The following is a 24,696-nucleotide window of genomic DNA, read 5'->3' on the forward strand; positions in this document are numbered from 1 at the left end:
CCACTACTACGTCCTGCGATGCTACGTCCCACGTAGTAGTGGAGGTGGCATGTCCGGACTCACCGAGTTCGGCCGGTTCTCGGAGCCGGCGTTGCTCGTGCTCGTCAGCCTCGCCGAAGGTCCCAAGCACGGGTATGCGATGCAGGACGACATCGCCGCCATCACCGGCGACCGTCCCGGCCCCGGCACGCTGTACGGGGCGATCCGCCGCCTCGAGGACCTGGCGCTCATCGAGGCCCTCCCGGAGCGGGAGCGCCGCAAGCCCTACCAGCTCACCGCCGCCGGCCGGGCCGCGCTGCAGGCGGAGCTGTCGCGCATGCGGGCCGTCGCCGGCACCGGCCTGCGCCGGTTGGCCCTGTCGTGAACCGCGCGGTCCGGCTGGTCATCGCCCTGTACCCGCGCCACGTCCGGGACCGGTACGGCCCGGAGATCGCCGACCTGCTCAGCCACTCGCGGCGGCCGCTGCGCGACCTGGCCGACGTGGCACGCTGCGCGCTCGCCGAACGCGTGCGGGCGCTCACGTATGCGCGGCTACGTCCCCACCTGCACGCGACCACCGGCCTGGTCGCCGCACCCGTGGCCTTCGCCGGCGCCTTCCTCGTCTTCTACACCCTCTGCGCGTGGCTGTTCGCCGCCGGCGCCGCCGTCACCGGCGCATCGCTCACCGCCGGCTCCGCGCGCCTCGTGCCGGCGGCCGCGGCCCTGCCGGTCGCCGCCGGGGCGGTCTGGCTGGCCGGCCACGCGCGGCTGCCGTTCACATCGGCGCTCGCGCCGGCCGGGCTGACCCTCGGCGCCCTGCCGGTGATGCTGCTCGTCACCGACCGCGGCAGCTGGCCCGTGACCGCCGCCGTCGGCGCCTGGGGCCTGACGACGTGCGCACTGTCCACAGTGGCCACCGCCCTGACCCGCCGGGGGCACCGCCGCCGCGCGGTGCTCACCATGGCGTTCGGCGGCCTCGTGGCCTGCGAGCTGGCGGTCGCCGTGTACAGCCTGCCGGTGTCCGGCTCGCTGAGCACGGCCGTCGCCGCCTACCCGGTCACCTCCCTCGGCATCGACCCGTCCGTGATGGGCGACCCGACCGGCCGCGTGGCCGACGCGATGACGATCCTGCCCGCGCTGCTCACCGCCTGCACCGCCTACGCCCTCGGCCTGGTCACCACCACCACCCGACCCGACACCTCGACGCCCGCTCCCACACCGCAGGGAACCACCTGAGCCACACGAAGCCCGACGCCCCCTTCCCCGTCGCCGTCGAGAAAACTCGGCTGCGCGGCCGGCGAGATCGCACCAAACTGTGCCCGGACCGGTGGCAGAGCCGGGCTATTGCAGCGCTCAGAGTCGAATGCCGGGCACGCCCGGGCGGCTCGAAGGCGCGTGGGGTAGCTGGCGTGCCAAGCCCCACCGGGGGTTCAAATCCCCTCCGGTCCGACAGCGCCCTGACCGTGCGACGCGTCCAGCGGCGCTCGCGTTCGGTCCGCCTCCCACTGCGGTCAGCACAACGGCGATCGGTACAGGACCTCGACGTACATGATCTCGTCGCGGACGACGTCGAGGATGAGGTAGCCCGGCCACGGTGCGTCGAGGCAGACGTTGCGGTGGCCGACGCCGTAGGCGCCGGCCGGCTTTGCGGCGGTGTAGAAGCCTTGGCAGAAGTCATCACCGCAACCACAGACTTCGACGACGCGCAGCCGGTCGACCTGATCGGTCAATCGGTCCTCGCGCTCGGCGGCCAGTGCTGCGGCGAACTCGGCCGTGAAGACCGGCCACGTGGCGCGCAGGAGCGGTGCTTCAACTGCCCGGTCGTCCACGAGGAGGAGGCTACCCGCCGGTTGAGTCGAAGCAGGGGCGGGCCGGAACGATTTTGCAGAGAATCCGGGAGGGGCTGTCGGATCGGGGCGGGGCCGTTCGTAGCAGAGGTGAGTGGCCCCGATCGCGGGGGCGCCGTTCTCGATCACAGGAGATGTTCCGAGATGCAGTCCTTGGTTCCCGTGGCCAGTGACACCGCCCGCCGTCTGCACCAGCTCGTTGAGCCGATCCACCTGGTCACGTACTTCGCCGACGAGCCGGACGTCGCCCTCTTGGCGCTCGGGCTCCGCAACACCTGGGACGCCTACTTCGCCGGGCGGGCCGCGCCGCTGGGCCGGGTCCCGGCCGAGGTGGTCGACGCCGTCTTCTACAACTTCGCCGCCGGCGAGGTCGCCCGGCACATCCCGCGCGTCTGGGACATCACGACCCCCGAGGCGGCGGCCGCCGCCCGCCAGCAGGGCAGCGCCGCGGCGCTGCGGCGGATCCTCGGTGATCTCGCCGACTCCGACACGGTCGTGCGCGCCGCCGACCTGGCCACCAAGGCGGCGACCAGCGCCCCGACGGAAGGACGGGTCCTGTACGCCGCGCTGCGGACGCTGCCGGTGCCCGAGGAGCCCGTGGCCCGGCTCTGGCACGCGGCCACCCTGCTGCGCGAGCACCGCGGGGACGGTCACAACGCCGCCCTGGTCGCCGCCGGCATCGGCGGGACGGAGGCCCACGTGCTGCACGCGCTGTCGGAGGGCATGCCTGCGGAGAAGTACGGCAGGGTCCACCACCTGCCCGCGGATCAGCTGGCCGCGGTCGTGGACGGGATGCGCGTCCGTGGCCTCGTCGACGGCTGCGGCTCGCTCAGCGACGCCGGCCGCAAGACGAAGGAGCAGATCGAGGCGGTCACCGACGACCTCGCCTCGGCGGCGTTGGCCATTCTGGAGCCGGGCGAGCGCGACCAGCTCATCGCCGACCTCGAACCCATCGTCGCGGTGCTCGACGCCGCCGGCTCGCGATAGCCGGCGCGACGCTCACCCGTCGTGCCGGGCGGTCAGACCGTCACGGAGCACCGCGACCAGGCGGCGTGCGTTCTGGGCGTCGGTGGTGAGCGCCGCGCCGCTGGCGAGGGCCAGCACGTCGGTGGCGGTGACGTCCGGCCGGAGCGCCGGTTGAGCGCGCCGTACCAGGGCGGTGGCCGTGGTGGTGATGGCGGCGTGCCACTCCTCGAACATCGGTGTGCGGCGGCCGTCCGGGACGTCGGTGGCCGCCAAGGCGAGCGGGCGCTTGGTCGCCACGTGAGCGACGAACGCGTCGAGCCAGGTGAAGAGCGCCTCGACCGGTGCGGGGGCGGCGAGGAGCTGGTCGCCGTGCTCGCACAGCGCCGTCACCTCGTCGGTGTACAGGGCGGCGAGCAGCTCGGCGCGGGTCGGGAAGTGCCGGTACAGCGTCGCGTTGCCGACGCCCGCCCGCCGGGCGACGTCGTCGAGGGCGACCTCGCTGCCGACCTCGGCCACGAGTTCGCGAGCGGCGGTGAGCAGGCGTTCTCTGTTGCGTTGTGCGTCGGATCGAGGCCGGCGCTTGCTATCCGGGGACATCCCCGAATATGGTACGGCAAATAAACGGGGACAGCCCCACTTCAGCGGAGGGGTGCGCGATGCTGAGCACCGAGGACCGGTTCGCCATCGAGGACGTCATCAACCTGCACGGGCACCTGGCCGACCGCGGCGACTTCGCCGGCATGCCCGACCTGTTCATCGAGGACGTCACGTACGACGTCAGCGCCCTCGGCGGCGGCGTGCTCGCCGGGCTGGCCGGCGCGCGGGATGCCGCACTCGCGCTCGGTGCGGCGAACCCCCTGGCTCACCACGTCACGAACATCGTCCTCGACGAAGCGCCGGACGGAACTGTCCAGGCGCTGTCCAAGTACCTCGGCGTCATGACGGACGGGTCCGTCGCGAGCGGAACCTACGAGGACACCCTCCGGCACGGCGACGACGGCTGGAGGATCACGCACCGGGTCGTCCGCCCCCGCCGCGTCCCCCTGCAACCATGACGATGCCCGCCGGACGGGGTGCGGTGCCGAGGCCGCGTCGGGACGGGTCGCGGCACCGCGCCGTTTCAGCAGGTCTTCTGTGAGCGGTAGCCCCACATCCGCGAAGCCATGTTGTATGCCTGAGCGGCCTGCAGCCGGGCCGAGGCGGCGGCCGGGCTGTCGCCGTCGCTGATCCGCTCCGCCGACTCCGCGATGCTGGTGTACTTGTTGGCCAGGTACTCCAGTGCGGGGCAGCTGAGCTGGCTGTAGTCGATCTGCTGGCCGTTCTGCAGGGCGGAGTACGCCTGCGGGCCGGTCATGCTCGTCTGCTGTTGCTGCGCGGGCCGGGCCGGGCGCGGCGCGGGCTGCGGGGACGAGCAGCCGGACAGCAGGGTCGCGACGACGACCAGACCTGACAGGCACCTTCTCACCATGACGGCACCTCCGGGCGGGCGGCGTCGGCCAGGAGCTGCTGACCGTACGCGGTGGGATGGAAGCTGCCCTTCGTGTTGGGCCCGTGGATGTACCGGTGCATGGCCGGCCGCGCCGAGCCGGCGGCGCAGATCTCGTGCCCGTCGAACGCGTCGTAGGTGTCGACGTAGTGGAACCCGTGCGCGGCCGCGGCGACGGCGATGACCGCGTCGAACGCCGCGATCTCGGCGTTGATCCACCGCATGTCGGACTGGCGGAACGTCTGCGCCAACAGGCCGGTCAGGCAATGCTTCGGCGGATCGACCGGGAAGAACCTCGGGTAGCCGAGAACGACCACCTTGGCGTGGTTCGCCTTCTCGGCGATGGTGGTGAACAGGGCGGGCAGCAGCTGATCCGCGAGCCGCTGCCGGGCCGCCGCGACCAGCGGGCTCTTCTCCTCCTCGCACGTCCGTGTGCCCGGCAGGCGTAGCACGCAGTACGTGAGCACATCGGCGAACCCGAGGTCGTTGCCGCCGATGGTGAGCGTGACGAGCCCGATGCCGTGGCGGGTCGCGTCGTCGGACAACCAGCTCAGCTGCTTCGGCTCGGTCCAGCGGCCGGTGGTGGTCATGTTGTCCACGACCGCGCCGCTGCACGCGTGGAACTCGAACGGGGTGCCCGCCGGCAGGCTGGTGCGCAGCAGGTTCGGGTATGCCCGGCTCGACCGGTGGCACTCGTTGACCCCCGGGACCGCCGTCCCGAGCTGGTACGGCCGGTTGCTCTCGCCGGAGGAGAACGAGTCGCCGAGCGCCACGAACGTGCGTGCCGGGCAGCCGTCGTTGTCGACGAACCCGGGCTTGTCCGGGCAGCGGTCGAACGCGTCGGTCACGGTGTCGTGGTCGCGGTCGGATGCCGACGGGCCGACCTCGATCTCGATCCAGTCGATGCCGATCCAGTCGTCGCCGGTCACCGGTCCGTTGGTGGTCGTGTTGGCCATGCTCACGGTCGGGGTGTCGCCGGCGGCCACGCCGATGATCGGGAAGTCGGCGACGGCCCAGTTGGTGAACTGCCCCGCGAAGGGGGCGCCGTGGTCGACCCCGAGCGTGGCGACCGGGCCGTCGTGCAGGGACAGCCCGTCGACGGCGAGGCTCGCGGTGAACTCGCCCGCCGGGCGCTCGAAGGTGTCTTCGAGCACGAGGCTGACGCGCACGCGCCGCAGGCTGCGGTGATCGGCCGGGATGCCGGCGGCGGCCAGGTCGAACGTCCAGCTGTCGGACTCGGCTCCGTAGAGGACGTCGGCGGCGGCGTCGGCGACGCCGTAGTTGGAGTATCCGGAGAGTTCCTTGTGGAGGGTGTACGTGCCGGGACCGCCGCCGACCGTCGGCGGCGGGTCGGTGTGGTACTGGCTGGCGGCGTGCGCGGCCGCTGGAGCGAAGGTGAGGATGAGTGCGGTCAGCGCGGCGACAGACGGCCATCGCGGTCGCATCGTCGGCTCCTTTCGTCGGGTTGTCCTCATTGGACGGTTTGGCTGCGACGCACGCATGAGGGTCAATCGGGTGTCAGCCGAACGGAGGTCGCGACAGCCTCTGGGGCATGGTGGTATGGCGCATGTGACCCATCCCGCGATGGCCGCCCTGGACCGGGTGACCGCGTTGTGCGGCGCGGCGATGCGTTCCACCGTGGCCGTGGTCGGCGGCATCGCCGCCCTGGTCAGCGCGGAGCAGTCGCAGCGTGGCCTGGTGACCGCGGTCGTCGTGGTGAGCGTGTGCTGGTCGGCGCTGTTCGCGGTGATCGCGTTGCGGCGTGGGCTGCTGGCGTGGCTGATGATCGGCGACCTGGTGCTGACCTGCGCCCTGTGCCTCGCGCAGGGCCGGCTCGTCGCGGCCGCGATCCTGCCGGGCGGGCTCAGCTGGATCGCGGGGTTGGCGACCATGAGCATCGTCATCGCCAACTTCGCGTGGCGCCCGCGGGTGGCCGCGCCCGCCGGGCTGGTCGTCGCGGCGAGCCACCTGGCCGGGGCGCAGCTCGCGCACGCCGGCGACGGCGGCTACGTCTCCGCGGGGATCCAGGTCGTGCAGGTCGTCGCGACCGGCGCGCTGATGAGCGTGCTGCGCCGGGCGGCGCACGACGCCGACGCGAGCCTGGCCCGCAGCCGGGAGGCGCAGCGGACCACGGAGGCGCTGCGGGCGCGCCGGGCCGAGGAGCGGGAGCAGAACCGGCGCATGCACGACACGGTGCTGGCCACGCTCACCATCGTCGGTACGGGAGCGCTGGCGGAGTCGTCGGCCGTCCTCCGCGAGCGGGCGGCGGCGGACCTGACGGTGATCGCGCAGGTCGGTCCGCCGGTCGCCGCGGCCGTGCCGGTCGCGCTGCACGGTCACCTGCGGGCCACGGTGGGCGCGGCGGGGCTGCCGGTCCGCTGGCTGCTGGCCGACTGCGAGGTCCCGGCGCCGGTGGCGGCGGCGTTGTGCGGTGCCGCGCTGGAGGCCGTGTCGAACGTGGTGCGCCACGTGGGCGCGACGGCCACGGCCGAGGTCCGGTTGTCGGAACGCGCCGACCAGGTGCTCGTCGAGATCGCGGACAACGGCCCGGGGTTCGACCGGAAGGCGGTGCCGGCTCACCGCTACGGCATCCGGGAGGCGATCATCGGCCGGATGCGGGCCGTCGGCGGCGATGCCGACGTCCGTACGGGTCCGGACGGGACGACGGTGAGCCTGCTGTGGGCGCGGTGACCGAGCCCGCCGTGGACGCACCGGTCGGCCCGGAGCAGGTCGCCGGCCGGTACTCCCGCGGTGCGACCGTCGCCGCCGTGGTGATCGCGCTGTGCTGGCACGCCGGGTTCGACCTTCCCTCGACGGCGGGCGGCTGGGGCCAGTACCGGTGGCCTTGGGCGGTCGCCGCGGCGTGGGCCGTCTACGTGGTGGTGGGCGCGGTCGGCGGCTACATGCTGCTGCGCCGGATCCGTTCGGCCGCGACGGCCTGGGTGCTCGCCGCGACCGCGCTGGCCGTGTCGGTCACGGTCGTCGCCGCCTGCCGGCCGGAGGCCGTCGACACCCCCGCCAACTGGGCGACCGGTTCGGTGGGCTGGCTCGCCGTGATCGTGCTGTGGTTCCGGCCGGCCCGGGAGCTGGTCGCGTTCCTGCTGGTCAATGCGTTGGTGATGCTGTCGGCGCTGGTGGTCGAGCAGGCGCTGACGCCGGTGGCGTTCGCCCGCTTCAGCATGGCGGTGCTCGGCAGCGTGACCCTTCAGCTCGGCTACAGCATCAGTACGCACAGCTTCGACATCGCCGCGGGCTGGGCCGTTGCCAGCTCGGCGCAGACGGCGCAGGCCATGGCCCGACGGGCCGCGATCGAGGCGGTGGCGCTCGCCCGGGCCGAGCGGCAGGAGGCGCTCCGGCTGGTGAGCGCGCAGCTGCTGGCCGACCTCGCGGCGGGCGCCGACCCTGCCGATCCGGCGCTGCGGCACCGGTGCGCCGTCGGGGCGGCCCGGCTGCGGCGGCTGCTGGCCGAGACCGACGACGTGCCCGACCCGTTCCTGCACGAGCTGCGCGCGTGCGCCGACGTGGCCGAGCGCCGTGGCGTGCTGGTCGCGATGGTGGCCGTCGGCGCGCTGCCCGATCTGCCGCTGCCGGTACGGCGGGTGCTGATGGACTCGCCGATCGAGGTGCTCAGCGCGGCGGCGACGAACGCCCGCGTCACGGTCGTCGGTGGGGACGACGCGGTCGTGGTCAGCGTCATCGCCGACGCGCCGGAGCTCGCGCTCACGACGCATCCAGACATCGGTACCGCCACCTATCGCCAAGGGAACCTGCTGTGGATCGAGACCCGCTGGCCCGCAGAATCACCGTCGCCATCGTCGAAGACCAGCCCGTAGCCGTCCAGGGCATCACGTCATGGATCCAGGCCGACCCGCAGCGACGCATCGAGCTTGTCGCGGCGGGCCCGGACCTGCCCTCGGTGCTGTCAGGCCCCGGCCGCGACGCCGACGTGCTGCTGCTCGACCTCGAACTCGGCGGCGTGATGGTCACCGACCAGGTCGCCGGCATCTGCGCCGACGGGATGCGGGTGGTCGTCTTCTCCAACCACGACGACACCGCCACCATCAACACGGTGCTCGAGGCCGGCGCCGCAACGTTCATCGCCAAACACGAGAGCGGCGAGCACTGCGTGGAGACGATCGTGGCCGTGGCCACGGACCGGCCGTACGTGACGCCGTCGGTCGCCGGCGCGCTGCTGGCCAACAACGACCGGCAGCGTCCACAGCTGTCCGAGCAGGAGCGCACGGCACTGCTGCTGTGGTTCCAGTCGATGTCGAAGGCGTCGGTCGCCAGCCGCATGGGCATAAGCGAGACGACGGTGAAGCAGTACATCGACCGGGCCCGGGTGAAGTTCGCCAAGGTCGGCCGCCCGGCCGCCACGAAGACCGCCCTGCTGGCCCGCGCCATCGAGGACGGCCTCATCCGGGCGGACGACGTGGGCGAGTACCGGTCCCGCGCCCGTCAGTGAAGCCCGGCCGGTCCAGCAGGTCCGACCCGTCATACCCCAGTCCTGGCCCCTCCGGATCGTCGGGACCGCGGTCGTCATAGCCGGGCAGCATCTCCACAGCCGACCTGTATACACGACCGCATCTGGTCAGGTCTTCAGGTCGCCGCTGGCGTCGGGGTGGGAACGGTTGGCGGCGCTTCGAAGAGTGCGTGGCGGCGTACGCCGTGGATGAGCAGGTAGCCGACCATCCAGAACTCGCCGATGGACGCGGGGTACGCGAGTGCCTCGGCGACGACCTGCGCGTCCGGGGCGAGGTACCTGATGAACGCGCTGAGCACGTAACCGGCACCGCCACCGACGAGGACCCAGCCCAGGGCGCGGGGCATCCAGCCCGATCGCAGCACGCACCAGCCCATGGGGATGAGCCACAGGCCGAAGAACAGGGCTCCCACGCCCCACAGGTTGTCGCTGACCAGGTACAGGACCTGGACGTTGGCCGCCGCGTCGCCGACCGGGTCGGCCGACACCCCGACCGCCGTGGCCAGCATCGCCGCGCTCGCGAGGCCCACGACCGCGTTGACCAGGCCGAAGGCGGCGATCCCGCTCGCGGCGACGGGGTCCGCGGTGCGGAACAGGCGGGCGAACCAGACGGCGGCGAGGGTCTGGGTGACGACCATGCCCAGCTCCAGGGCGACGCCGGCGCGGGCGAGCGACTCGTGCGCGACCAGGTTGGCCAGCGTCGCGCTGGGGTCGTCGGCCGCGAAGAGTTGCGGGCGGACGATGAGGAACCCGAGTATGCCGGTGATGGCGTTACCGAGGTAGAACAGTCCGGTCAGGCGGGCGGTACGGGTCAACGCGTGCATCGTGGCTCCTTCTCGGTCCGGGCGAGGCCCTTGGTTTCGGGTGCGTGGAACCGGGCCGCGAGGCGGTTGCCTCGCGCGCCGTGTCACGTTGTGGGGGTCTACTCCTGGGTGTCGGGATATCCGAAGACGTCGTCGAGCGGCACCCGGAACACCCGCGCGATCTGGAAGGCCACCTCCAACGACGGCGAGTAGCGACCCTGCTCGATGGCGATGATGGTCTGGCGGGTCACGCCGATGCGGTCGGCCAGCTCCGCCTGGGTCATCTCCCCGTGAGCGAAGCGCAGCGCCCGGATCGAGTTGGTGACCCTGGTCGGCTTGCCCACGGCTACCAGCCCCGCCGGTACGCGACGAGCTTCACCACCGCCGAGGCCAGCGCCGCCAGGACGAACGCCAGATAGAGCGCGTGGGCGATCCAGAAGTGCTCGACCTCCGCCATCGCCAGGACCAGCGGCACGATCGCGGCGATGCTCATGACGTAGAACCCGACGTACTCGCCCCGCCGATTGATCTCCCGGTCGCGCTCGTCGGTCCGGCCCGCGTCCTTGAGCGAGACCATGGCGGCCACGATGGCCAGGACGATGCCCGCCCCGATCCCGACGCCGATCGCGGTGAGCATCGGCCCCACGTACGCGATCCCCGCCACGTCCGCGCCAGGAACCTTGGACAGGACGGTCGCCAGGTAGACGACCGGGACGACGACACCGACCACGGCGGAAATCCAGGTGCGCTTCTCCTCGGAGGACATGCCCCGCTCCCATGTTAAGAAAACTTGACATCCCGAAGGTAAAGCGGACCTGACATGGTGTCAAGAATCTTTGACACAACCGGACGGCTCGAACACGTTCGATCGCGGGGCAGCCGGCCGTTTGCCTAGGCTGGCCGGATGGCCGTGCCGCAACGCATCCCGATCGCCCATGAAGCGGACCACCGCACCGACACCATCGGGCGCTACGCGGGCGGCGAGTTCTACGCGGCCGTGCACGGCGCCAACCGTGACGTCGACGACCCGGCCGAGAGCGTCGGGTGGTACGCCTACGTCCACCGCTTCGACCACAACGGCCGGCACGAGGCATCCACCATTCGCAGGATCGCCCTGAGCCGGTACCTCACCGACCCGGACGCCGCCGCCCGGATCCTCACGGCGCTCCTGGACGAGCTCGACGCGCCACGGTTCGGCGACATCGCCATCCAGCCGTTCCGCCTCACGTACGACGGCGTCCTGTTCGGCCTGATCGACGAGTCCGACCCCGACCGCGGCGACTGGGCCGAGCTCTACCCCGACCGGCTCGGCTTCAACCCGCCGTGGGACGGCAACTACAGCACCTGACCAGCCGCGCAAGGCACCCTCACCGCCTGGGACCGCCCGCGGCCGCTGGCTGCGCAGACCGGTGCGCCCTGCGCGGCCGCGCCGACGGTGTCCCCACTTGACATCGTCAATGTTAGCGATAACACTCAGCCTCGAAACGCCAGGGGCCCCTGGGTCGGATTCGAATGTGATCGCTCACATGCAGGCAGCGTCCGCCAGTACGGCTGCCGACACCCCGGGAAAGGTGCACCATGCATCTCAGGTCTCTGCGGCGCACGGCACTCGCCGCCGCCGCTGCCACGGCGATCGTCGCCGCGGCGCTGGTCGCACTGTCGACCACGGCGGCGCAGGCGGCCGGCACGGGCCCCTGCGACATCTACGCCGGCGGCGGCACCCCCTGCGTCGCCGCGCACAGCACCACCCGCGCGCTGTTCGGCTCCTACGGCGGCTCGCTGTACCAGGTGCGGCGCTGGTCCGACGGCGCGACGTCGAACATCGGCGTGCTCAGCGCCGGCGGCTACGCCAACGCCGCCGCGCAGGACTCGTTCTGCAACGGCACGTACTGCACGATCGTGCGCATCTACGACCAGACGCCGCGGCACAACGACCTCACGATCGCTCCCGGCGGCGGCGCCAACCCGACCGCCGACCAGGGCGCGAACGCGGCGGCGCTGCCCGTCACCGCCGGCGGGCACAAGGTGTACGGCGTGTACATCTCGGCCGGCAACGGGTACCGCAACAACAACACCAACGGCGTCGCCACCGGCAGCCAGCCCGAGGGCATGTACATGGTGACCGAGGGCACCCACGTCAACGACCGGTGCTGCTTCGACTACGGCAACGCCGAGACGAACAACCTCGACACCGGCAACGGCGACATGGACGCCATCTACTTCGGCAACCTGTGCTGGTTCTCCCCCTGCTCGGCCGGGCCGCGGGTCGCCGCGGACCTGGAGAACGGGCTCTTCGCCGGCGGCAACGGGTCCTGGACGGCCAACACCGGCCGTAACAGCGCGTTCGTGACCGCGATGCTGAAGAACAACGGCACCACGACGTACGCCATCAAGGACGGCAACGCGCAGTCCGGCAGCCTCGCCACGCGGTACAACGGCGGGCTGCCGACCCAGTCCGGCTACCGCCCGATGACCAAGCAGGGCGCCATCATCCTGGGCATCGGCGGCGACAACAGCAACGGCTCCGTCGGCTCGTTCTTCGAGGGCGTCATGACCAGCGGCTACCCGAGCGACGCCACGGAGAACTCGGTCCAGTCCAACATCGTCGCCGTCGGGTACGGCAAGAGCGTCACGTTCCCCGTCAACGGCGCCACGTACCGGCTGACCAACCTCGCCAGCGGCAAGGTCCTCGACGCCGTCAACTGCGGCACCGCCAACGGCACCCAGATCGACGTGTGGCAGGCGCTGGGCAACACGTGCCAGCAGTGGCGCTTCAACAGCGTCGGCCCCAACAAGTGGACGATCACCAACGTCAACGCCAACAAGGTCCTCGACGCCGTCAACTGCGGCCTGGCGCTCGGCACCGCCACCAACCTGTGGCAGTCGCTGGGCAACACCTGCCAGCAGTGGGCGGTCATCCCCGCCGGCAACGGCCGCTACGAGCTCGTCGTCGAGAACAGCGGCATGGTCCTCGACGACCAGAACTGCGGCACCGCCAACGGCACCAAGGTGCAGCTGTGGATGTGGCTCAACAACACCTGCCAGCTCTGGCAGATCGCGGCGTAACGCACGCGGTGGGTGGCGCGGTCGTCAGGCGGCCGCGCCGCTCGCGGCGAGCAGCTCCGCGGTGGCGGTCCACAGGCGGCGCTCCCGCTCGCGGTCGTGGGCGACCGGGCGGACCTCGGCCAGCCGGTCCTTCACCACGAACGCGCCGTCACGCAGGTGCGCCCACCGCTCGTCCAGCGCCACGGAGGCGAGCATCGGGCCGGAGCGGCGCGGGGTGGACACGAACGGCAGGCGGCCCAGCCCGCGGCCGACCGCCTGCAGCGCCCGCGGGGCACCGCGGCTCAGGGCGGTGCCGGGCATCCAGCCGGGCTCGAACACCGACACGGCCACCCCTGGGGCGTGCCGTTGCAGCTCGTGGGCGTAGTACAGGATCGCCAGCTTGGCGGTGCTGTAGGCGACTCCCGATGCGGTCATGTCCGGCTTCGTGCCGGCGGGCGCCGGTCGGGCCAGCTCCACGGGGTCGCGCCACCGCGCTTCCGGCACATTGAGCACCCGTCGCCAGAAGTTGGCGCTGTACGTGTTGGAGCCGAGCAGCACGATCCGGGCCGGCTCCGCCAGCGAGCCGAGCAGGTCCGCGATGAGCTGGGCGTGCGCGAGGTGGTTCACGGCGAAGGTCAGCTCGTAGCCGTCGGCGGAGGCGGCCCGCGTGTCGGCCGACATGTGGCCCGCGTTGGCGATCAGCGCGCCGATGGGGCGCACCGTCCCGGCGGCGACGAGGTGCCGGACGGTGGCCGCCGCTGCCCGTACATCGGCCAACCGCGACAGGTCGCAGCCGATCTCATGGACGGTGGCGCCACGCGCCCGCGCCTCGTCGGCGACCTCGCGCAGCGCGGGCCCGGCCCGGCCGACCAGCAGGAGTTCGGCGCCCGGCCGGTCGGCCACGGCGAGGGTGGTGGCGCGGCCCAGACCTCGGGTCGGGCCGGTGATGAGCGTTGTCATGCTCCGAGCGTGGCCGCCCGGGACGCCGTCAGGCAGTCGTCGCGTTGTCGTAGGACTGCCAGGGCCAGGACACGCCCGCCGGCCCGGTGGAGACTGGGCGGGTGGAACAGTGGGAGTTCGGCCGGGCGGTGCGCCGCTGGCGTGACCGGGTCGCGCCGGAGACCGCCGGCCTGCCGGTCGGCCGGCGCCGCCGCGCCGCGGGACTGCGCCGCGAGGAGCTCGCCGGGCTCGCGGGGATCTCCGCGGACTACCTGACCCGGCTGGAGCAGGGGCGGGCGACCGCACCGTCGGTACAGGTGGTGCAGGCCCTCGCGCGGGCGCTGCGCCTGTCCGGTGCCGACCGGGACCTGCTCTACCGGCTCGCCGGCCACGCCCCGCCCGGCGCCGACGTCGTGCCGTCGCACATCCCGCCGAGCGTGCAGCGGCTGCTCGACCGGCTCGCGCACACCCCGGTCGTCGTGTACGACGCCACCTGGACGCTGGTGGTCGCGAACGCGCCGTACGACGCGCTCATGGGCGAGACGTCGGGCTGGCGCGGCCTGGAACGCAACGCCGTCTGGCGCAACCTCGCCGGCTTCCCGACCCGTGTCGTCCACACCGCGCAGGAGCAGGCCCGTCACACGGCGCTGCTGGTGGCGGACCTGCGCCAGACCGCGTCGCGGTATCCGGCGGACCGTTCGCTGCGCCGGCTGATCGACGACCTCGCGGCCGCGAGCCCGCGCTTCACCGAGCTGTGGGAGGGCGAGGCGCCCGCACCGCCGTCGGAGCCGTCGCGGCACAAGACCGTCGAGCACCCGGCCGTCGGCCGGATCACCCTGGACTGCGACACGCTCGTCGTCACCGCCGACGACCTGCGCATCACCGTCTACACGGCCGAGCCGGGCACCGACGACGCCGACCGGCTCGCCCTCGCCGTCGTGCTCGGCACGCAGACCCTGACCGGTTCCTCGTGACGGCGCTCCGATGGACAATGCCGCCATGCAGATTTACCGGGGTGTGTCGGCGTTCCACCTGACGGCGGTCAACGAGGGCGTCGACGTGGTCGAGCAGGCGCTGCTGGCCGCCGGGATGACGTTCACCCGGACCGCGGTGACCGTCGGCTGGCCGGGCGGCCGCGGAGAGGGCGCCGAGTTCGTCTTCGTGCTGCCCGGCACCAACCAGCGCCCCGGCCTCGACCTCGTCCAGCACCTGCGGTCCACCGGCATGTGGCTGCTGATTCGTAAGGTCGACGGCACGACGCCAGGGTGACGATGCAAAAATTGGCCGTGTCTCGTCGTGACTCACAGCGAACGTCCAGGGTCGCGGAGCATGATGGACCGGCGAGCGGTGACTGCATCCTCGCTGGGGGGTCTGTGCTGCACCCGGCCTGGCCGGCGTCGCAGGACAGTTCGGCGTCACCTGTAGCACCGTCTGCAAACGTCAGCCGGCGCGGACCGCACTCGTGCCGGCATCGATCTGGAGGATTCATGGGAGTCAGCCTCAGCAAGGGCGGCAATGTCAGTCTGACCAAGGCCGCGCCCGGCCTGGCCGCGGTCAACGTGGGTCTGGGCTGGGACGTGCGCACCACCACCGGCGCGGACTTCGACCTGGACGCCAGCGCGCTGCTCGTGGGCGCGGACGGCAAGGTCCTGTCCGACCAGCATTTTGTGTTCTTCAACAACCTCAAGTCGCCCGACGGCACGGTCGAGCACACCGGTGACAACCTGACCGGTGAGGGCGAGGGTGACGACGAGATGATCAAGGTGAACCTCGCCGGGGTCGCCCCCGAGGTTGACAAGATCGTCTTCCCGGTGTCCATCCACGACGCCGACGCCCGCAACCAGTCCTTCGGGCAGGTCACCAACGCGTTCATCCGGGTGGTCAACTCCGCCGACAACAACGAGCTGGCCCGGTACGACCTGAGCGAGGACTACTCGACGGAGACCGCGCTGGTCTTCGGCGAGCTGTACCGCAACGGCGGCGAGTGGAAGTTCCGCGCCGTCGGGCAGGGCTACGCGTCCGGCCTGGCCGGCATCGCGAAGGACTACGGCGTCAACGTGTAACCAGGCGTAACCAGACCGGCGGGCCCTCCGATCCTGGACGGGCCCGCCGTGCTGTGCGTGAGCTGGGCGGCAAGATCGCGTACGTGACATTGACCGGTTCGTGACTGCCCGCGCCCCGGGCGGCCGCCAATCATCGGCGAGGAACACGACGGAGCTTCGCCCACTGGCACCGACCGATCAAGGAACGACAGATGCGCACCGCACAGATGCTCGCCCTCCTCGCGGCCGCCGCGGCCGTGCTGTCCATGACCGCCTGCGGCGGCGAGGACCCGGCACCGGCCACCGCCCAGACCGGCGCCGGCGCGGCCGGTGGCGGCACGCTGAGCTACGACGCCGTCGCCAAGCTGGCCAGTGAACGGCTGACGAAGGACCCGAACTGCCCGATCGGCAAGTGGGACGACAACTCCACCGGCCTGGACGAGGCCTTCAGGGCCGACGGCGTGTTCTTCAAGCAGTTCGACTGCTACAAGACCGCCGACGAGCTGCTGCCCAACCGGATCCAGCAGGTCATCTTCGTCGAGTTCAAGACGCCGGAGCGCGCCGCGGCGTACGCGGACGACCAGTCGTCGCTGTACCCGTCGCTCGTGGCCGGCACGAAGGTCGTCGTCGCCGGGAGCGGCCTCGAGACCATCGACATGAAGGCCTTCCTGGCCGAGGCGCAGAAGGGTGCCGGCGGCGCCGGCAAGATCGTCGGCTGAGCCGGCAGGGCGCGGACCGCTCATCGGCGGCGCGCGCGGGCCCGCAGGAGCTCGACCGCGATCGGCACCACCGACAGCACGACGACGCCGATGAGGATCAGCTCGATGTTGGACTTCACGAACGCGATCCGCCCCAGGAAGTAGCCCAGCACCGTGACGCCGGTGCCCCACAGCGCGCCGCCGACGGCGTTGTACAGCACGAACGTGCGGTAGTGCATGCCGCTGGTGCCGGCGACGATCGGGGTGAACGTCCGCACCACCGGCACGAAGCGGGCCAGCACGATCGACCGGGCACCGTAGCGGGCGAAGAACTCCTGTGCCTTGGCGAGGTGCTCCTGCTTGAACAGCCTCGAGTTCGGCCGCCGGAACAGCGCGGAGCCGACCCGCCGGCCGAACAGGTAGCCGAACTGGTCGCCGGCGAACGCGGCGACCGACACCAGCAGGCACACCAGCCACAGCGGCTGGTGCAGGTAGCGGCCGTCGGCGACGAGCAGCCCGGTGGTGAACAGCAGCGAGTCGCCGGGCAGGAAGAACCCGATCAGCAGGCCGGACTCGGCGAAGACGATCGCCAGGATGCCGAGCATCCCGAAGGTGGAGATGAGCCATTCGGGGTCCAGGAACTTCACGCGGTCTTCCTAACGACGGTTGCGGCCGGAGCTGATGCGACGAGGGCGACCGCCGCGGCGGCGATGCCGAGTGCGGCGAGGATGTCGCCCGGGTAGTGCACGCCTACCCAGATCCGGGCCACCCCGACCGCCGTGGCGGCGGCCAGCAGGGCGACGCCCGCGCCGCGGTGCAGGAACACCCCGACGGCCAGGGCGATCGCGAACGCGGCGGTGGCGTGGTCGCTGGGCAGTGACACCCCGCCGGCGTGCGCGACGAGCTGGTGCACCTGGTGCGTCTGGAACGGGCGCAGCTGCCCGTTCAGGTGGTTCAGCAGCTGCGCGCCGAGGAACGCCACCAGCAGCGCGGCGAACACGAACGCGACCGGTCCGCGCCGCCCGCGCCGCAGCGCCCACACGACGACCGCGGCGAACGCCGCGAACACGACGTAGATGAACGGGCCGGCGAGGAACTCCATGACGTCGTCGACCCCGTCGACCCGGCCGGCGTGGTCGTTGATCAGCTGGAACAGTCGGTAGTTCATCCTGGCCAAGGTAGGGATCCGAACCTGAGAATCCGATGAAGGCGCCACCGGCGCGCGACGACCGGGGCGACCGCGCTGACCTGCTCCCCGAGCGCGTTGACCGTGCCGGCGAGCAGTTGCACCTGTCCCGGTTGCAGCGTGGTGTACGGCGTGAACCCGTCGCCCACGCGGTACTTCGCCAGTTCGGCGTCGACGGCCGCGAACCGTTCGTCCAGCCGCGGCCCGAGGTCCGGCCGCCGGGCGTCCAGGACCGGGCGGAGCGCGGCGAGCGCCGCCCAGGCGCCGTCGACGTTCGCGGCGAAGTCCCACAGGTCGGTGTGGGAGTAGCGGTCCTCCTCGCCGGTGACCTTCTTCGTGGCGACCTCGTCCAGGAGGCTCTTGGCGCCGTTGGCGAGCTCCAGCGCGGTGTAGGTGACGCCGTCGAGGCGCTGCCGCAGGCTCCGCACGTCGGCGAGGAGACGGTCGGCGACCGGCGCGACCGGGGCGAGGTCGTCGCCGCTCCACAGCTGCCGTTCGATGCGGTGGTAGCCGGTCCACTCGGCGCCGGGGTCGAGGTCGCCGTCGCGGGCGTCGATGCCGGGGTCGAGGTCGCCGAAGGACTCCGCGACCGTCTCGATCCGCTCGTAGTAGGTCCGCGCGACCGGGAAGCGGGCCTGGGCGGCGGCGCGGTCGCCGGCCTTGACCGCGGCGACGAACTGGGTGGTCTGCTCGACGAACGCGTCGGCCTGGCTCAGGACGTACCGGCGGTAGCCCGCGGCGGCCGTCGCGAGCGCAGCGTCGTCGGTGGCGGCGGGCGCGGCGGAGCCGGTGACGGTGAGCGGGCCGCGGATGCCGGCGCCGACCATGCCGGGCTTGCACGCGACGGTGTACGCCCCTGGCGCCAGGTCGACGTGCAGCTCGCGCCGCACGCCGGGGGCGACGTTCTCGACCTCGCCGACGATGCGGTCGCCGGTGCCGTACACGTAGAACTCGGTGATCGTCGTGCCCGTGTTGCTGACGGTGAAGGTGCGCTGCCCCGGCGGTGCGTGGTCGGCGCTGAGCTGGCAGGTGGTGTCGGTCGCGGTGACGGTGATCGCGGCGCTGTCCGCGGCCGGGGCGGCGGACCGGCCGCCGCAGCCGCCGGGCGTGAGGCCGAGCGCGACCACCGTGCCGGCCGCGACGATCGCGTTGGCGCGCACGGCCGGCGCGGTGCGCGGCGCGGGCCGGAAGAACAGGGCGAGCATGACGCCCGCGAACAGCAGCCAGGCGGCGATCTCCAGCACGCTGGCGCGGGGCGTGAGGTTGACGGTGCCGGCGAGGAGGGTGGCGTACCAGGAGGTGGGCTCGATCGTCGTGGTCAGGTCGAAGGCGGTCTGGTTGCCGCCCGGCAGCACGCCGGCGCTCTGCAGGCCGTGCACGCCGTACTTGAGGATCCCGGCCGCGACGAGGATGAGCAGCGCGCCGGTCCAGGTGAAGAACCGGCCGAGGTTGATCCGGACGGTGGCCGTCGTGATGACCCAGCCGAGCCCGACGGCGGACGCGATCCCGGACAGCATGCCGAGCAGCGGGGCGGCGGAGTCGGTGGCGCCCTCGGCGGCCGCGAAGACCAGCAGGACCATCTCCACGCCTTCGCGGAGCACCGCGAAGAACGCCATGGTGACGACGGCCCCGCCGCCCATCGCCAGCGCGGTCTCCAGGCGGCCGGTCAGCTCGCCCTTCAGGGTGCGGGCGGTGCGCCGCATCCAGAAGATCATCCAGGTGACGAGGGCGACCGCGACGAGCGACGTGACCGCCTCGAACAGCTCCATGCGCACGCCGCCGCCGAGCCGGCCGGCGACGGTGGTGAGCAGCACGCCGACGCCGGCGGAGACGACGACGGCCGCGCCGACGCCGGCCCACACGTGCCGCAGGCGGTCCCGGCGTGCCGCCTGCGTCAGGAACGCCACCAGGATGCTGATCACCAGCGCCGCCTCGAGCCCGTCGCGCAGGCCGATGAGGTAGCTGGCGAAGAAGACCGTTCCCACGAGCGCTCCAAGCGTAGGCTTACCTAACGCCGCCAATCTCCTACAAGTTGTAGGAATACGCAAGCGGAGCGACCGCGGCGGCCGTTCAGGGCGTCGGGCTGGCGGTCGGTGACCCGCCGGCAGGGGGCACGGACGGGGAGGCGGTGGCCGCCGGCCCGTCGTCGTCGCGCTCGCCGCCCTCGTCCCGGTCGGCCTGCTCGCCGCGGTCCCGGCGGTCGCCGTGGTCGGCGTGCTCCCCGTGCCGGTCGCCGCCGCCCTCGCCGTGCAGGCCGACGATCGCGGCTCCGGCGACCGCGCCCAGGGCGGCACACGGAACCACCGCCAGGACCAGGGTCGCCGCGACGGCCACCACGGCGGCACGGCCCGGCGTGGCGACGAGCCCCGACCACCGGGACCGGGTCGCCGCCGAGGCCGGCTCCGGACCGGGCCACAGAGGTTGGCCGTTCTCGATCTCGGACAGGTCCGGAGCTGCGGGTTCGCGTTCAGCACTCATGCCGGCGAAGGTAGGGCGGCGAACCTGAGAATTCGATGAACGCCGTGCTCAGCGCAGCGGGAGCGGAGCGCGTCCGGCGGACTCGCCGAGCGGCGGCAGCCCGTACCACTCCTGGATGGTGCGCAGGATCGAGTAGTGGTCGATCCGCTCCGGCCGGTCCCCCGCGGCGACGTGCTCGCCCAGCACCACGGTCGGGATGTGGTTGCCGTCGGTGCGGTCGTCCTCGTCGAAGGTGAGCACCAGCAGGCTGTTGTGCCGTTCGGCCCAGCCGATGTACCCGTCGAGCACCGCCCGCAGCCAGGCGTCGGCGTCGCTCTTCGGGCAGTCGTGCATGTCGTGGCAGAGGCCGGGGATGACGGGATCGGCCGCGGGGCTGGCCCGCACGGCGGCGGCGCCGAGCAGGGTGAGACACGAGGCGGCGACGCCCAGGACTGAGTTCCAACGCATACCTACAGCCTGTAGGAGTAAGCTGGCGTCCCGGACGAGCAACCCGCCGGTGTCAGCCTTCAGGTGGCTTTCAGCATCGCCGCCCTACAGTCCGGTCATGCTGAGCACGGCCGGCGAACTGGGGCTCGGTACGGTCGGACCGAGCGTGGGAGGCGGAATGCGGCTGCTGCTGGTCGAGGACGAGGTCGGGCTGGCCGAGACGATCCGGGACGGCCTGCGCATCGAGGGCTTCACCACCGACGTGATGTTCAACGGTGTGGACGGGCTGTGGGCGGCCACCGAGTCGCCCAACGGCGCCTACGACGCGGTCGTGCTGGACATCATGCTGCCTGGGCTGAGCGGCTACGAGGTGTGCCGGCAGCTGCGGCAGCGTGACGTGTGGACGCCGGTGCTGATGCTGACCGCGAAGGACGGCGACTACGACGAGGCCGACGGGCTCGACCTCGGCGCCGACGACTACCTCACCAAACCGTTCTCGTTCGTGGTGCTCGTCGCCCGGCTGCGGGCCCTGATCCGCCGCGGCGCGCCGCAACGGCCGGTCGTGCTCAGCGCCGGCGACCTGCGCCTCGACCCGGCACGGCGGCGGGTGACCCGCGGCGACGACGAGATCCCGGTCACGCCGCGGGAGTTCGCGCTGCTGGAGTTCATGATGAGACACGCCGGCGACGTGGTCACCAAGACCGCCATCATCGAGAACGTGTGGGACGCCGCGTTCGACGGCGACCCGAACATCATCGAGGTCTACGTCGGCTACATCCGCAAGAAGATCGACCATCCGTACGGGCGGTCCGCGATCCGCACCGTCCGGGGCGCCGGCTACCGCATGGACCCGGACGGCGGCTGATGCGTCGCGTCCCGGTGCTCTGCGCGGCCGCGCTGGGCCTGCTCACCGTCCTCGTCGTCGTCCGGTTCGGCCCGCTGGTCCGCCTCGACTCCGCGGTCAGCGAGACGGCCCGCCACGCCGCCCTGCGGCACGACGGCTGGCGCGCGGCGATGTCGGCGATCACCCACAGCGCCGACAGCCTGGTGCTGGTGCCGGCCGGGCTGCTGCTCGCCGTGGTCCTGCTGTGGAAGCGGTGGCGGACCGGCCTGTGGTTCCTGCTCGGCACCGCCACGGCCGCCACCGTCGTCCGGCTCACCGTCCTGACCCTGGTGCACCGGCCGCGCCCGATCGACCGGCTCACCCCGACCGCCGGATGGTCGTTCCCGTCCGGGCACACCACGTCGTCGGCGGTGACCGCCGGCGTCCTGATCGTGCTCGGGTGCGCCGTCCTGACCGCCCGCCGGTCGCGCCGCGTCCTCGTCGCCGTCGCCGGCACCTGGGCCGTGCTCGTCGGCGTCAGCCGGGTCGCGCTGCTCGCGCACTGGCCCAGCGACGTCCTCGGCGGCTGGCTCCTCGCCACCGCCGTCACCGTCGCCCTCGCCCGCCGTCTGCGGGTTCAGCGTTCCTTCAGGACCGCGCGGCCACCATCCCCTCAGCGTGACGACGGCCGGACGCACCGGCCGGAGGGGAGCCCGGAATGCACCATCCAGCGGCACGACAGCGCATCGTCGTCGTCTCCGCCAGCTTCGGCGCCGGACACGACGGCGCCGCCGCCGAACTGACCCGCCGCCTGCGCGCCGACGGGCGCCAGGTCGACCGGCACGACTTCGTCGACCTGGTGCCGCGGCGGGCCGGGGTGCTGCTGCGCGGCCTGTACCGGCGGCAGCTGACCACACTCCCCCGCACCTGGGGCTGGCTGCTCGCCCTCGCCGGCTCGCAGCGGCTCACGGGCGGTGCCGCCGCGCTCACCGCCGCCACCGACGCCGCGATGCTCGCCGCCGTCGGTGCGGACGCCGCCATGGTCGTGTCCACCTACCCGCTCGCCGGCCAGGTCCTCGGCCGGTTGCGGCAGCAGGGGCGGCTCACCGCGCCGGCGGTCACGTACCTCACCGACCTGTCCGTCCATCCGCTGTGGGTCGCCGCCGGCGTCGACGTCCACCTCGCCCTGCACGACGACGCCGCCCGGCAGGCGAAGGAGCTCGGCGCGACCGACGTCCGCGTGGTGGCCCCGGCCGTCGCGCCGGCGTTCACCGACCCGGTCCCCGCCGGTGACCTGGCCGCCGCGCGCACCCGGTGGGGGCTGCCTGACGCGCCGCTCGCGCTCGTCGTCGCCGGCGCGTGGGGCGTCGGCGACGTGGAACGCACCGCTGCGGACATCGCCGCGACCGGCGTCGCCGTCCCCGTCGTCGCCTGCGGCCGCAACGACGTGCTGCGGCGGCGCCTGCACCGGTCCGGGCGCACGATCGCGCTCGGCTGGGTCGAGGACATGGCCACGCTGATGCGGGCCTGCCAGGTCGTCGTCCAGAACGCCGGCGGCCTGTCGTCGCTGGAGGCGCTCACGGCCGGAGTGCCCGTCGTGACCTACCGGTGCCTGCCCGGCCACGGCGCCACCAACGCCGGCGCGCTCGACCGCATCGGCTGGGTCCCGTGGATCCGGCACCGCCGTGACCTCGCCGCCGGTCTGCGGGCCGCACTGTACGGGCAGCGCGGCTTCACGCGCGCCGCCACCCCGCCCGAGTCCGTCGCCCACCTGGTCGCGGCATGAGACGCGCCCTCGCCGCCGGCCTCCTCGCCGCCACCGCGGTCCACGCCGCGCCCGCGGTCACCGCGTTCGCCCCGGCGCGGCGCGCGCTGCTGCCGGAGCTGACCGGCACCGGACGGCGCGACCATGTGGCGCTCACCTTCGACGACGGGCCCGACCCCGCCTCGACCCCGCACTTCCTGCGGCTGCTCGCCGCGCACGACATCCGGGCGACGTTCTTCGTGCTCGGCGCGATGCTCGACCGCCATCCCGCGCTGGGGCGGGACATGCTGGCCGCCGGCCACGAGCTCGCTGTGCACGGCTGGACGCACCGGTGCCTGCTGTGGCGCACGCCCCGCGGCACCTACGACGATCTCGCCCGGGCCCGCGACCTCGTCGCGTCGCTGGGCGACGACCGGCCGCGCTGGTTCCGGCCACCGTACGGCGTCCTGACCACCGGCGCGCTCGTCGCCGGCCGGCGGCTCGGCCTGCAACCGAAGCTGTGGACGGCGTGGGGCCGCGACTGGGAGGCCCGCGCCACGCCGACCTCGATCACCCGGACCGTGACCAGCACCCTGATCGGCGGTGGCACGGTCCTGCTGCACGACAGCGACTGCACGTCCGCCGCCGGGTCGTGGCAGCGGACCCTCGCCGCGCTGCCCCGCATCATCGGCTGGGCTCAGGACCGCGGCCTGCGCCTCGGCACCCTCGCGGCGCATCAGCAGGCGGTGCCGCGATGACGTGGCTCGTCACCGGCGGCGCCGGATACATCGGCGCGCACGTCGTCGCGGCCCTGCTGGCGGCCGGGGAGCCGGTCGTCGCCCTCGACGACCTGTCCACCGGCGACCCCGCCCGCCTTCCCGCCGCGGTGCCGCTCGTCGTCGCCGACGCCGGTGACCCGGTGCTGCTGCGGGCGACGCTCGAGCGGCACCGCGTCACCGGGGTCATGCACCTGGCGGGCAGCAAGTCCGTGCCGGAGTCGGTGCGCCGTCCCATCTGGTATCACCAGCAGAACGTCGGACTCGTCGCCGCACTGCTCGCCGCGATGGTCGACACCGGTGTGCAACGGCTGGTGTTCTCGTCGTCGGCCGCCGTGTACGGCGTGCCCGGCACCGCGACCGTCGCGGAGGACGCGCCGGCCCGGCCGGTCAACCCGTACGGACAGACGAAACTCGTCGCGGAGGACCTCGTGGCCGCCGCGGGCCGGGCGCACGACCTGTCCTGGATCGCGCTGCGCTACTTCAACGCCGTCGGCGCGGGCGCCCCGCACCTCGGCGACCGCGGCGCCACGAACCTGCTGCCGCTCACGTTCGCGGCGCAGGAGACCGGGGTGCCGTTGACCATCGCCGGCACCGCGCTGCCGACCGCGGACGGCACCGGCGTGCGCGACTACGTGCACGTGGCGGATCTCGCCGAGGCGCACCGGCTCGCCGCCCGCCACCTCACCCGCGGTCACCGTGCCGCGGTGTACAACGCCGGGGCCGGTCGCGGGCACTCGGTGCTGGACGTCGTGCGGGCCGTCGCCGCGGTCACCGGCGCGCCGGTCCCGGTCCGGTCCGGCCCGCCACGCCCGGGTGACCCGCCGGAGGTCGTCGCCGCGATCGACCGCATCCGTGCCGACCTGCGCTGGCGGCCCCGGCACACGCTGCTGGACGCCGTCACCTCGGCCTGGCAGGCCCGCGCCGCCACGCTCACCGCCGCCGGCGGGCGCGGACAGCACGGGTAGCGCGCGG

The 24,696-nt window shown here is 72.8% G+C and carries 31 protein-coding genes and 1 tRNA gene; 19 read left to right on the forward strand and 13 right to left on the reverse strand.

Annotated elements, in window-relative coordinates:
- The first annotated feature begins 49 nt into the window (after positions 1 to 49).
- The 3 genes from AB0J72_RS18960 (at position 50) to AB0J72_RS18970 (ending at position 1,428) form a co-directional block, all read left to right on the forward strand.
- The gene (locus tag AB0J72_RS18960) at positions 50 to 364 is read left to right on the forward strand and encodes a PadR family transcriptional regulator (RefSeq protein WP_344500596.1); all 315 of its coding nucleotides are present in this window, start codon (positions 50 to 52) and stop codon (positions 362 to 364) included.
- Positions 361 to 1,215: a hypothetical protein gene (locus AB0J72_RS18965; RefSeq protein WP_363400357.1), complete on the forward strand. Its 855-nt coding sequence runs from the start codon at positions 361 to 363 to the stop codon at positions 1,213 to 1,215. Before AB0J72_RS18960 ends, AB0J72_RS18965 begins: the two co-directional genes overlap by 4 nt.
- A gap of 85 nt (positions 1,216 to 1,300) precedes the next feature.
- Positions 1,301 to 1,428, forward strand: a tRNA-OTHER gene (locus AB0J72_RS18970).
- 62 nt (positions 1,429 to 1,490) lie between these two features.
- Here the strand turns inward: AB0J72_RS18970 and AB0J72_RS18975 are convergent.
- Positions 1,491 to 1,808 carry a hypothetical protein gene (locus AB0J72_RS18975; protein ID WP_363400359.1) on the reverse strand — a complete coding sequence of 106 codons (318 nt, stop codon included), beginning with the start codon at positions 1,806 to 1,808 and terminating at the stop codon, positions 1,491 to 1,493.
- A 162-nt stretch (positions 1,809 to 1,970) separates the two neighbouring features.
- On the opposite strand from AB0J72_RS18975, the gene AB0J72_RS18980 reads away from it, so the two are divergent.
- Complete coding sequence (locus tag AB0J72_RS18980; protein WP_363400361.1) at positions 1,971 to 2,813, forward strand: MarR family transcriptional regulator; 843 nt, start codon at positions 1,971 to 1,973, stop codon at positions 2,811 to 2,813.
- Positions 2,814 to 2,825: 12 nt separating this feature from the next.
- Here AB0J72_RS18980 and AB0J72_RS18985 read toward each other — a convergent pair whose 3' ends face one another.
- On the reverse strand, positions 2,826 to 3,389 hold the full coding sequence (locus AB0J72_RS18985) for a helix-turn-helix domain-containing protein (protein ID WP_363400363.1): 564 nt from the start codon (positions 3,387 to 3,389) through the stop codon (positions 2,826 to 2,828).
- Positions 3,390 to 3,448: 59 nt separating this feature from the next.
- On the opposite strand from AB0J72_RS18985, the gene AB0J72_RS18990 reads away from it, so the two are divergent.
- Complete coding sequence (locus AB0J72_RS18990) at positions 3,449 to 3,847, forward strand: nuclear transport factor 2 family protein (protein WP_363400365.1); 399 nt, start codon at positions 3,449 to 3,451, stop codon at positions 3,845 to 3,847.
- A gap of 65 nt (positions 3,848 to 3,912) precedes the next feature.
- On the opposite strand, the gene AB0J72_RS18995 is transcribed toward AB0J72_RS18990, so the two are convergent.
- On the reverse strand, positions 3,913 to 4,260 hold the full coding sequence (locus tag AB0J72_RS18995; protein ID WP_363400367.1) for a hypothetical protein: 348 nt from the start codon (positions 4,258 to 4,260) through the stop codon (positions 3,913 to 3,915).
- The gene (locus AB0J72_RS19000; protein WP_363400369.1) at positions 4,254 to 5,723 is read right to left on the reverse strand and encodes an SGNH/GDSL hydrolase family protein; all 1,470 of its coding nucleotides are present in this window, start codon (positions 5,721 to 5,723) and stop codon (positions 4,254 to 4,256) included. Before AB0J72_RS19000 ends, AB0J72_RS18995 begins: the two co-directional genes overlap by 7 nt.
- A gap of 115 nt (positions 5,724 to 5,838) precedes the next feature.
- Here AB0J72_RS19000 and AB0J72_RS19005 point away from each other — a divergent pair, with 115 nt between their 5' ends.
- Genes AB0J72_RS19005 through AB0J72_RS19015 form a run of 3 tightly spaced genes read left to right on the forward strand, consistent with a single transcriptional unit; the run spans position 5,839 to position 8,743 of the window.
- A complete protein-coding gene (locus tag AB0J72_RS19005) occupies positions 5,839 to 6,969 on the forward strand; it encodes an ATP-binding protein (RefSeq protein ID WP_363400371.1) in 1,131 nt (376 codons plus the stop codon).
- Entirely contained in the window at positions 6,966 to 8,111 is a 1,146-nt protein-coding gene (locus tag AB0J72_RS19010) for a hypothetical protein (protein WP_363400373.1), read from the forward strand. The genes AB0J72_RS19005 and AB0J72_RS19010 overlap by 4 nt, the downstream gene beginning before the upstream one ends.
- A complete protein-coding gene (locus AB0J72_RS19015) occupies positions 8,051 to 8,743 on the forward strand; it encodes a response regulator transcription factor (protein WP_363400375.1) in 693 nt (230 codons plus the stop codon). Before AB0J72_RS19010 ends, AB0J72_RS19015 begins: the two co-directional genes overlap by 61 nt.
- 134 nt (positions 8,744 to 8,877) lie before the next feature.
- Here AB0J72_RS19015 and AB0J72_RS19020 read toward each other — a convergent pair whose 3' ends face one another.
- The 3 genes from AB0J72_RS19020 to AB0J72_RS19030 form a co-directional block, all read right to left on the reverse strand.
- Positions 8,878 to 9,585 (reverse strand): DUF4386 domain-containing protein, encoded by a 708-nt coding sequence (locus AB0J72_RS19020; RefSeq protein ID WP_363400377.1) that lies wholly within the window; start codon positions 9,583 to 9,585, stop codon positions 8,878 to 8,880.
- Between the two features lie 98 nt (positions 9,586 to 9,683).
- The gene (locus tag AB0J72_RS19025; protein ID WP_363400379.1) at positions 9,684 to 9,908 is read right to left on the reverse strand and encodes a helix-turn-helix transcriptional regulator; all 225 of its coding nucleotides are present in this window, start codon (positions 9,906 to 9,908) and stop codon (positions 9,684 to 9,686) included.
- Between the two features lie 2 nt (positions 9,909 to 9,910).
- Positions 9,911 to 10,330, reverse strand: a complete 420-nt coding sequence (locus AB0J72_RS19030; protein ID WP_363400381.1) for a hypothetical protein — start codon at positions 10,328 to 10,330, stop codon at positions 9,911 to 9,913.
- A 138-nt stretch (positions 10,331 to 10,468) separates the two neighbouring features.
- Here AB0J72_RS19030 and AB0J72_RS19035 point away from each other — a divergent pair, with 138 nt between their 5' ends.
- Together AB0J72_RS19035 and AB0J72_RS19040 are read left to right on the forward strand one after the other, a co-directional pair.
- Complete coding sequence (locus AB0J72_RS19035) at positions 10,469 to 10,912, forward strand: hypothetical protein (RefSeq protein ID WP_363400383.1); 444 nt, start codon at positions 10,469 to 10,471, stop codon at positions 10,910 to 10,912.
- A gap of 230 nt (positions 10,913 to 11,142) precedes the next feature.
- A complete protein-coding gene (locus AB0J72_RS19040) occupies positions 11,143 to 12,630 on the forward strand; it encodes an arabinofuranosidase catalytic domain-containing protein (protein ID WP_363400385.1) in 1,488 nt (495 codons plus the stop codon).
- Positions 12,631 to 12,654: 24 nt separating this feature from the next.
- On the opposite strand, the gene AB0J72_RS19045 is transcribed toward AB0J72_RS19040, so the two are convergent.
- The gene (locus AB0J72_RS19045; RefSeq protein ID WP_363400387.1) at positions 12,655 to 13,569 is read right to left on the reverse strand and encodes an SDR family NAD(P)-dependent oxidoreductase; all 915 of its coding nucleotides are present in this window, start codon (positions 13,567 to 13,569) and stop codon (positions 12,655 to 12,657) included.
- 101 nt (positions 13,570 to 13,670) lie between these two features.
- Here AB0J72_RS19045 and AB0J72_RS19050 point away from each other — a divergent pair, with 101 nt between their 5' ends.
- The 4 genes from AB0J72_RS19050 (at position 13,671) to AB0J72_RS19065 (ending at position 16,309) form a co-directional block, all read left to right on the forward strand.
- Entirely contained in the window at positions 13,671 to 14,522 is an 852-nt protein-coding gene (locus AB0J72_RS19050; protein ID WP_363400389.1) for a helix-turn-helix transcriptional regulator, read from the forward strand.
- A gap of 25 nt (positions 14,523 to 14,547) precedes the next feature.
- Entirely contained in the window at positions 14,548 to 14,817 is a 270-nt protein-coding gene (locus AB0J72_RS19055; RefSeq protein ID WP_363400391.1) for a hypothetical protein, read from the forward strand.
- Positions 14,818 to 15,035: 218 nt separating this feature from the next.
- A complete protein-coding gene (locus AB0J72_RS19060; protein ID WP_344500570.1) occupies positions 15,036 to 15,611 on the forward strand; it encodes a TerD family protein in 576 nt (191 codons plus the stop codon).
- A gap of 191 nt (positions 15,612 to 15,802) precedes the next feature.
- Positions 15,803 to 16,309 (forward strand): hypothetical protein, encoded by a 507-nt coding sequence (locus AB0J72_RS19065; RefSeq protein ID WP_363400393.1) that lies wholly within the window; start codon positions 15,803 to 15,805, stop codon positions 16,307 to 16,309.
- Between the two features lie 20 nt (positions 16,310 to 16,329).
- Here AB0J72_RS19065 and AB0J72_RS19070 read toward each other — a convergent pair whose 3' ends face one another.
- The 5 genes from AB0J72_RS19070 to AB0J72_RS19090 form a co-directional block, all read right to left on the reverse strand.
- Positions 16,330 to 16,893: a VTT domain-containing protein gene (locus AB0J72_RS19070; RefSeq protein WP_363400461.1), complete on the reverse strand. Its 564-nt coding sequence runs from the start codon at positions 16,891 to 16,893 to the stop codon at positions 16,330 to 16,332.
- Between the two features lie 38 nt (positions 16,894 to 16,931).
- Complete coding sequence (locus AB0J72_RS19075; RefSeq protein ID WP_363400395.1) at positions 16,932 to 17,456, reverse strand: phosphatase PAP2 family protein; 525 nt, start codon at positions 17,454 to 17,456, stop codon at positions 16,932 to 16,934.
- Positions 17,453 to 19,459, reverse strand: coding sequence for an iron uptake system protein EfeO (gene efeO, locus AB0J72_RS19080; RefSeq protein ID WP_363400397.1), 2,007 nt, complete (start codon positions 19,457 to 19,459; stop codon positions 17,453 to 17,455). The genes AB0J72_RS19075 and efeO overlap by 4 nt, the downstream gene beginning before the upstream one ends.
- An 85-nt stretch (positions 19,460 to 19,544) precedes the next feature.
- The gene (locus AB0J72_RS19085) at positions 19,545 to 19,952 is read right to left on the reverse strand and encodes a hypothetical protein (protein ID WP_363400399.1); all 408 of its coding nucleotides are present in this window, start codon (positions 19,950 to 19,952) and stop codon (positions 19,545 to 19,547) included.
- Positions 19,953 to 20,000: 48 nt separating this feature from the next.
- A complete protein-coding gene (locus AB0J72_RS19090) occupies positions 20,001 to 20,399 on the reverse strand; it encodes an alkaline phosphatase family protein (protein WP_363400401.1) in 399 nt (132 codons plus the stop codon).
- Positions 20,400 to 20,556: 157 nt separating this feature from the next.
- Here AB0J72_RS19090 and AB0J72_RS19095 point away from each other — a divergent pair, with 157 nt between their 5' ends.
- From AB0J72_RS19095 to galE, 5 genes are read left to right on the forward strand one after another with little or no spacing between them, the layout of a single operon-like run.
- Positions 20,557 to 21,243 carry a response regulator transcription factor gene (locus AB0J72_RS19095; protein WP_363400403.1) on the forward strand — a complete coding sequence of 229 codons (687 nt, stop codon included), beginning with the start codon at positions 20,557 to 20,559 and terminating at the stop codon, positions 21,241 to 21,243.
- Positions 21,243 to 22,004 (forward strand): phosphatase PAP2 family protein, encoded by a 762-nt coding sequence (locus tag AB0J72_RS19100; RefSeq protein WP_363400405.1) that lies wholly within the window; start codon positions 21,243 to 21,245, stop codon positions 22,002 to 22,004. The genes AB0J72_RS19095 and AB0J72_RS19100 overlap by 1 nt, the downstream gene beginning before the upstream one ends.
- Positions 21,920 to 22,987 (forward strand): glycosyltransferase, encoded by a 1,068-nt coding sequence (locus AB0J72_RS19105; protein ID WP_363400407.1) that lies wholly within the window; start codon positions 21,920 to 21,922, stop codon positions 22,985 to 22,987. The genes AB0J72_RS19100 and AB0J72_RS19105 overlap by 85 nt, the downstream gene beginning before the upstream one ends.
- Positions 22,984 to 23,703 carry a polysaccharide deacetylase family protein gene (locus AB0J72_RS19110; RefSeq protein WP_363400409.1) on the forward strand — a complete coding sequence of 240 codons (720 nt, stop codon included), beginning with the start codon at positions 22,984 to 22,986 and terminating at the stop codon, positions 23,701 to 23,703. Before AB0J72_RS19105 ends, AB0J72_RS19110 begins: the two co-directional genes overlap by 4 nt.
- Positions 23,700 to 24,689, forward strand: coding sequence for a UDP-glucose 4-epimerase GalE (gene galE, locus AB0J72_RS19115; RefSeq protein WP_363400411.1), 990 nt, complete (start codon positions 23,700 to 23,702; stop codon positions 24,687 to 24,689). The genes AB0J72_RS19110 and galE overlap by 4 nt, the downstream gene beginning before the upstream one ends.
- Positions 24,690 to 24,696 lie beyond the last annotated feature (7 nt).

This window comes from Dactylosporangium sp. NPDC049742, assembly GCF_040674675.1.
Lineage (GTDB): Bacteria > Actinomycetota > Actinomycetes > Mycobacteriales > Micromonosporaceae > Dactylosporangium > Dactylosporangium maewongense.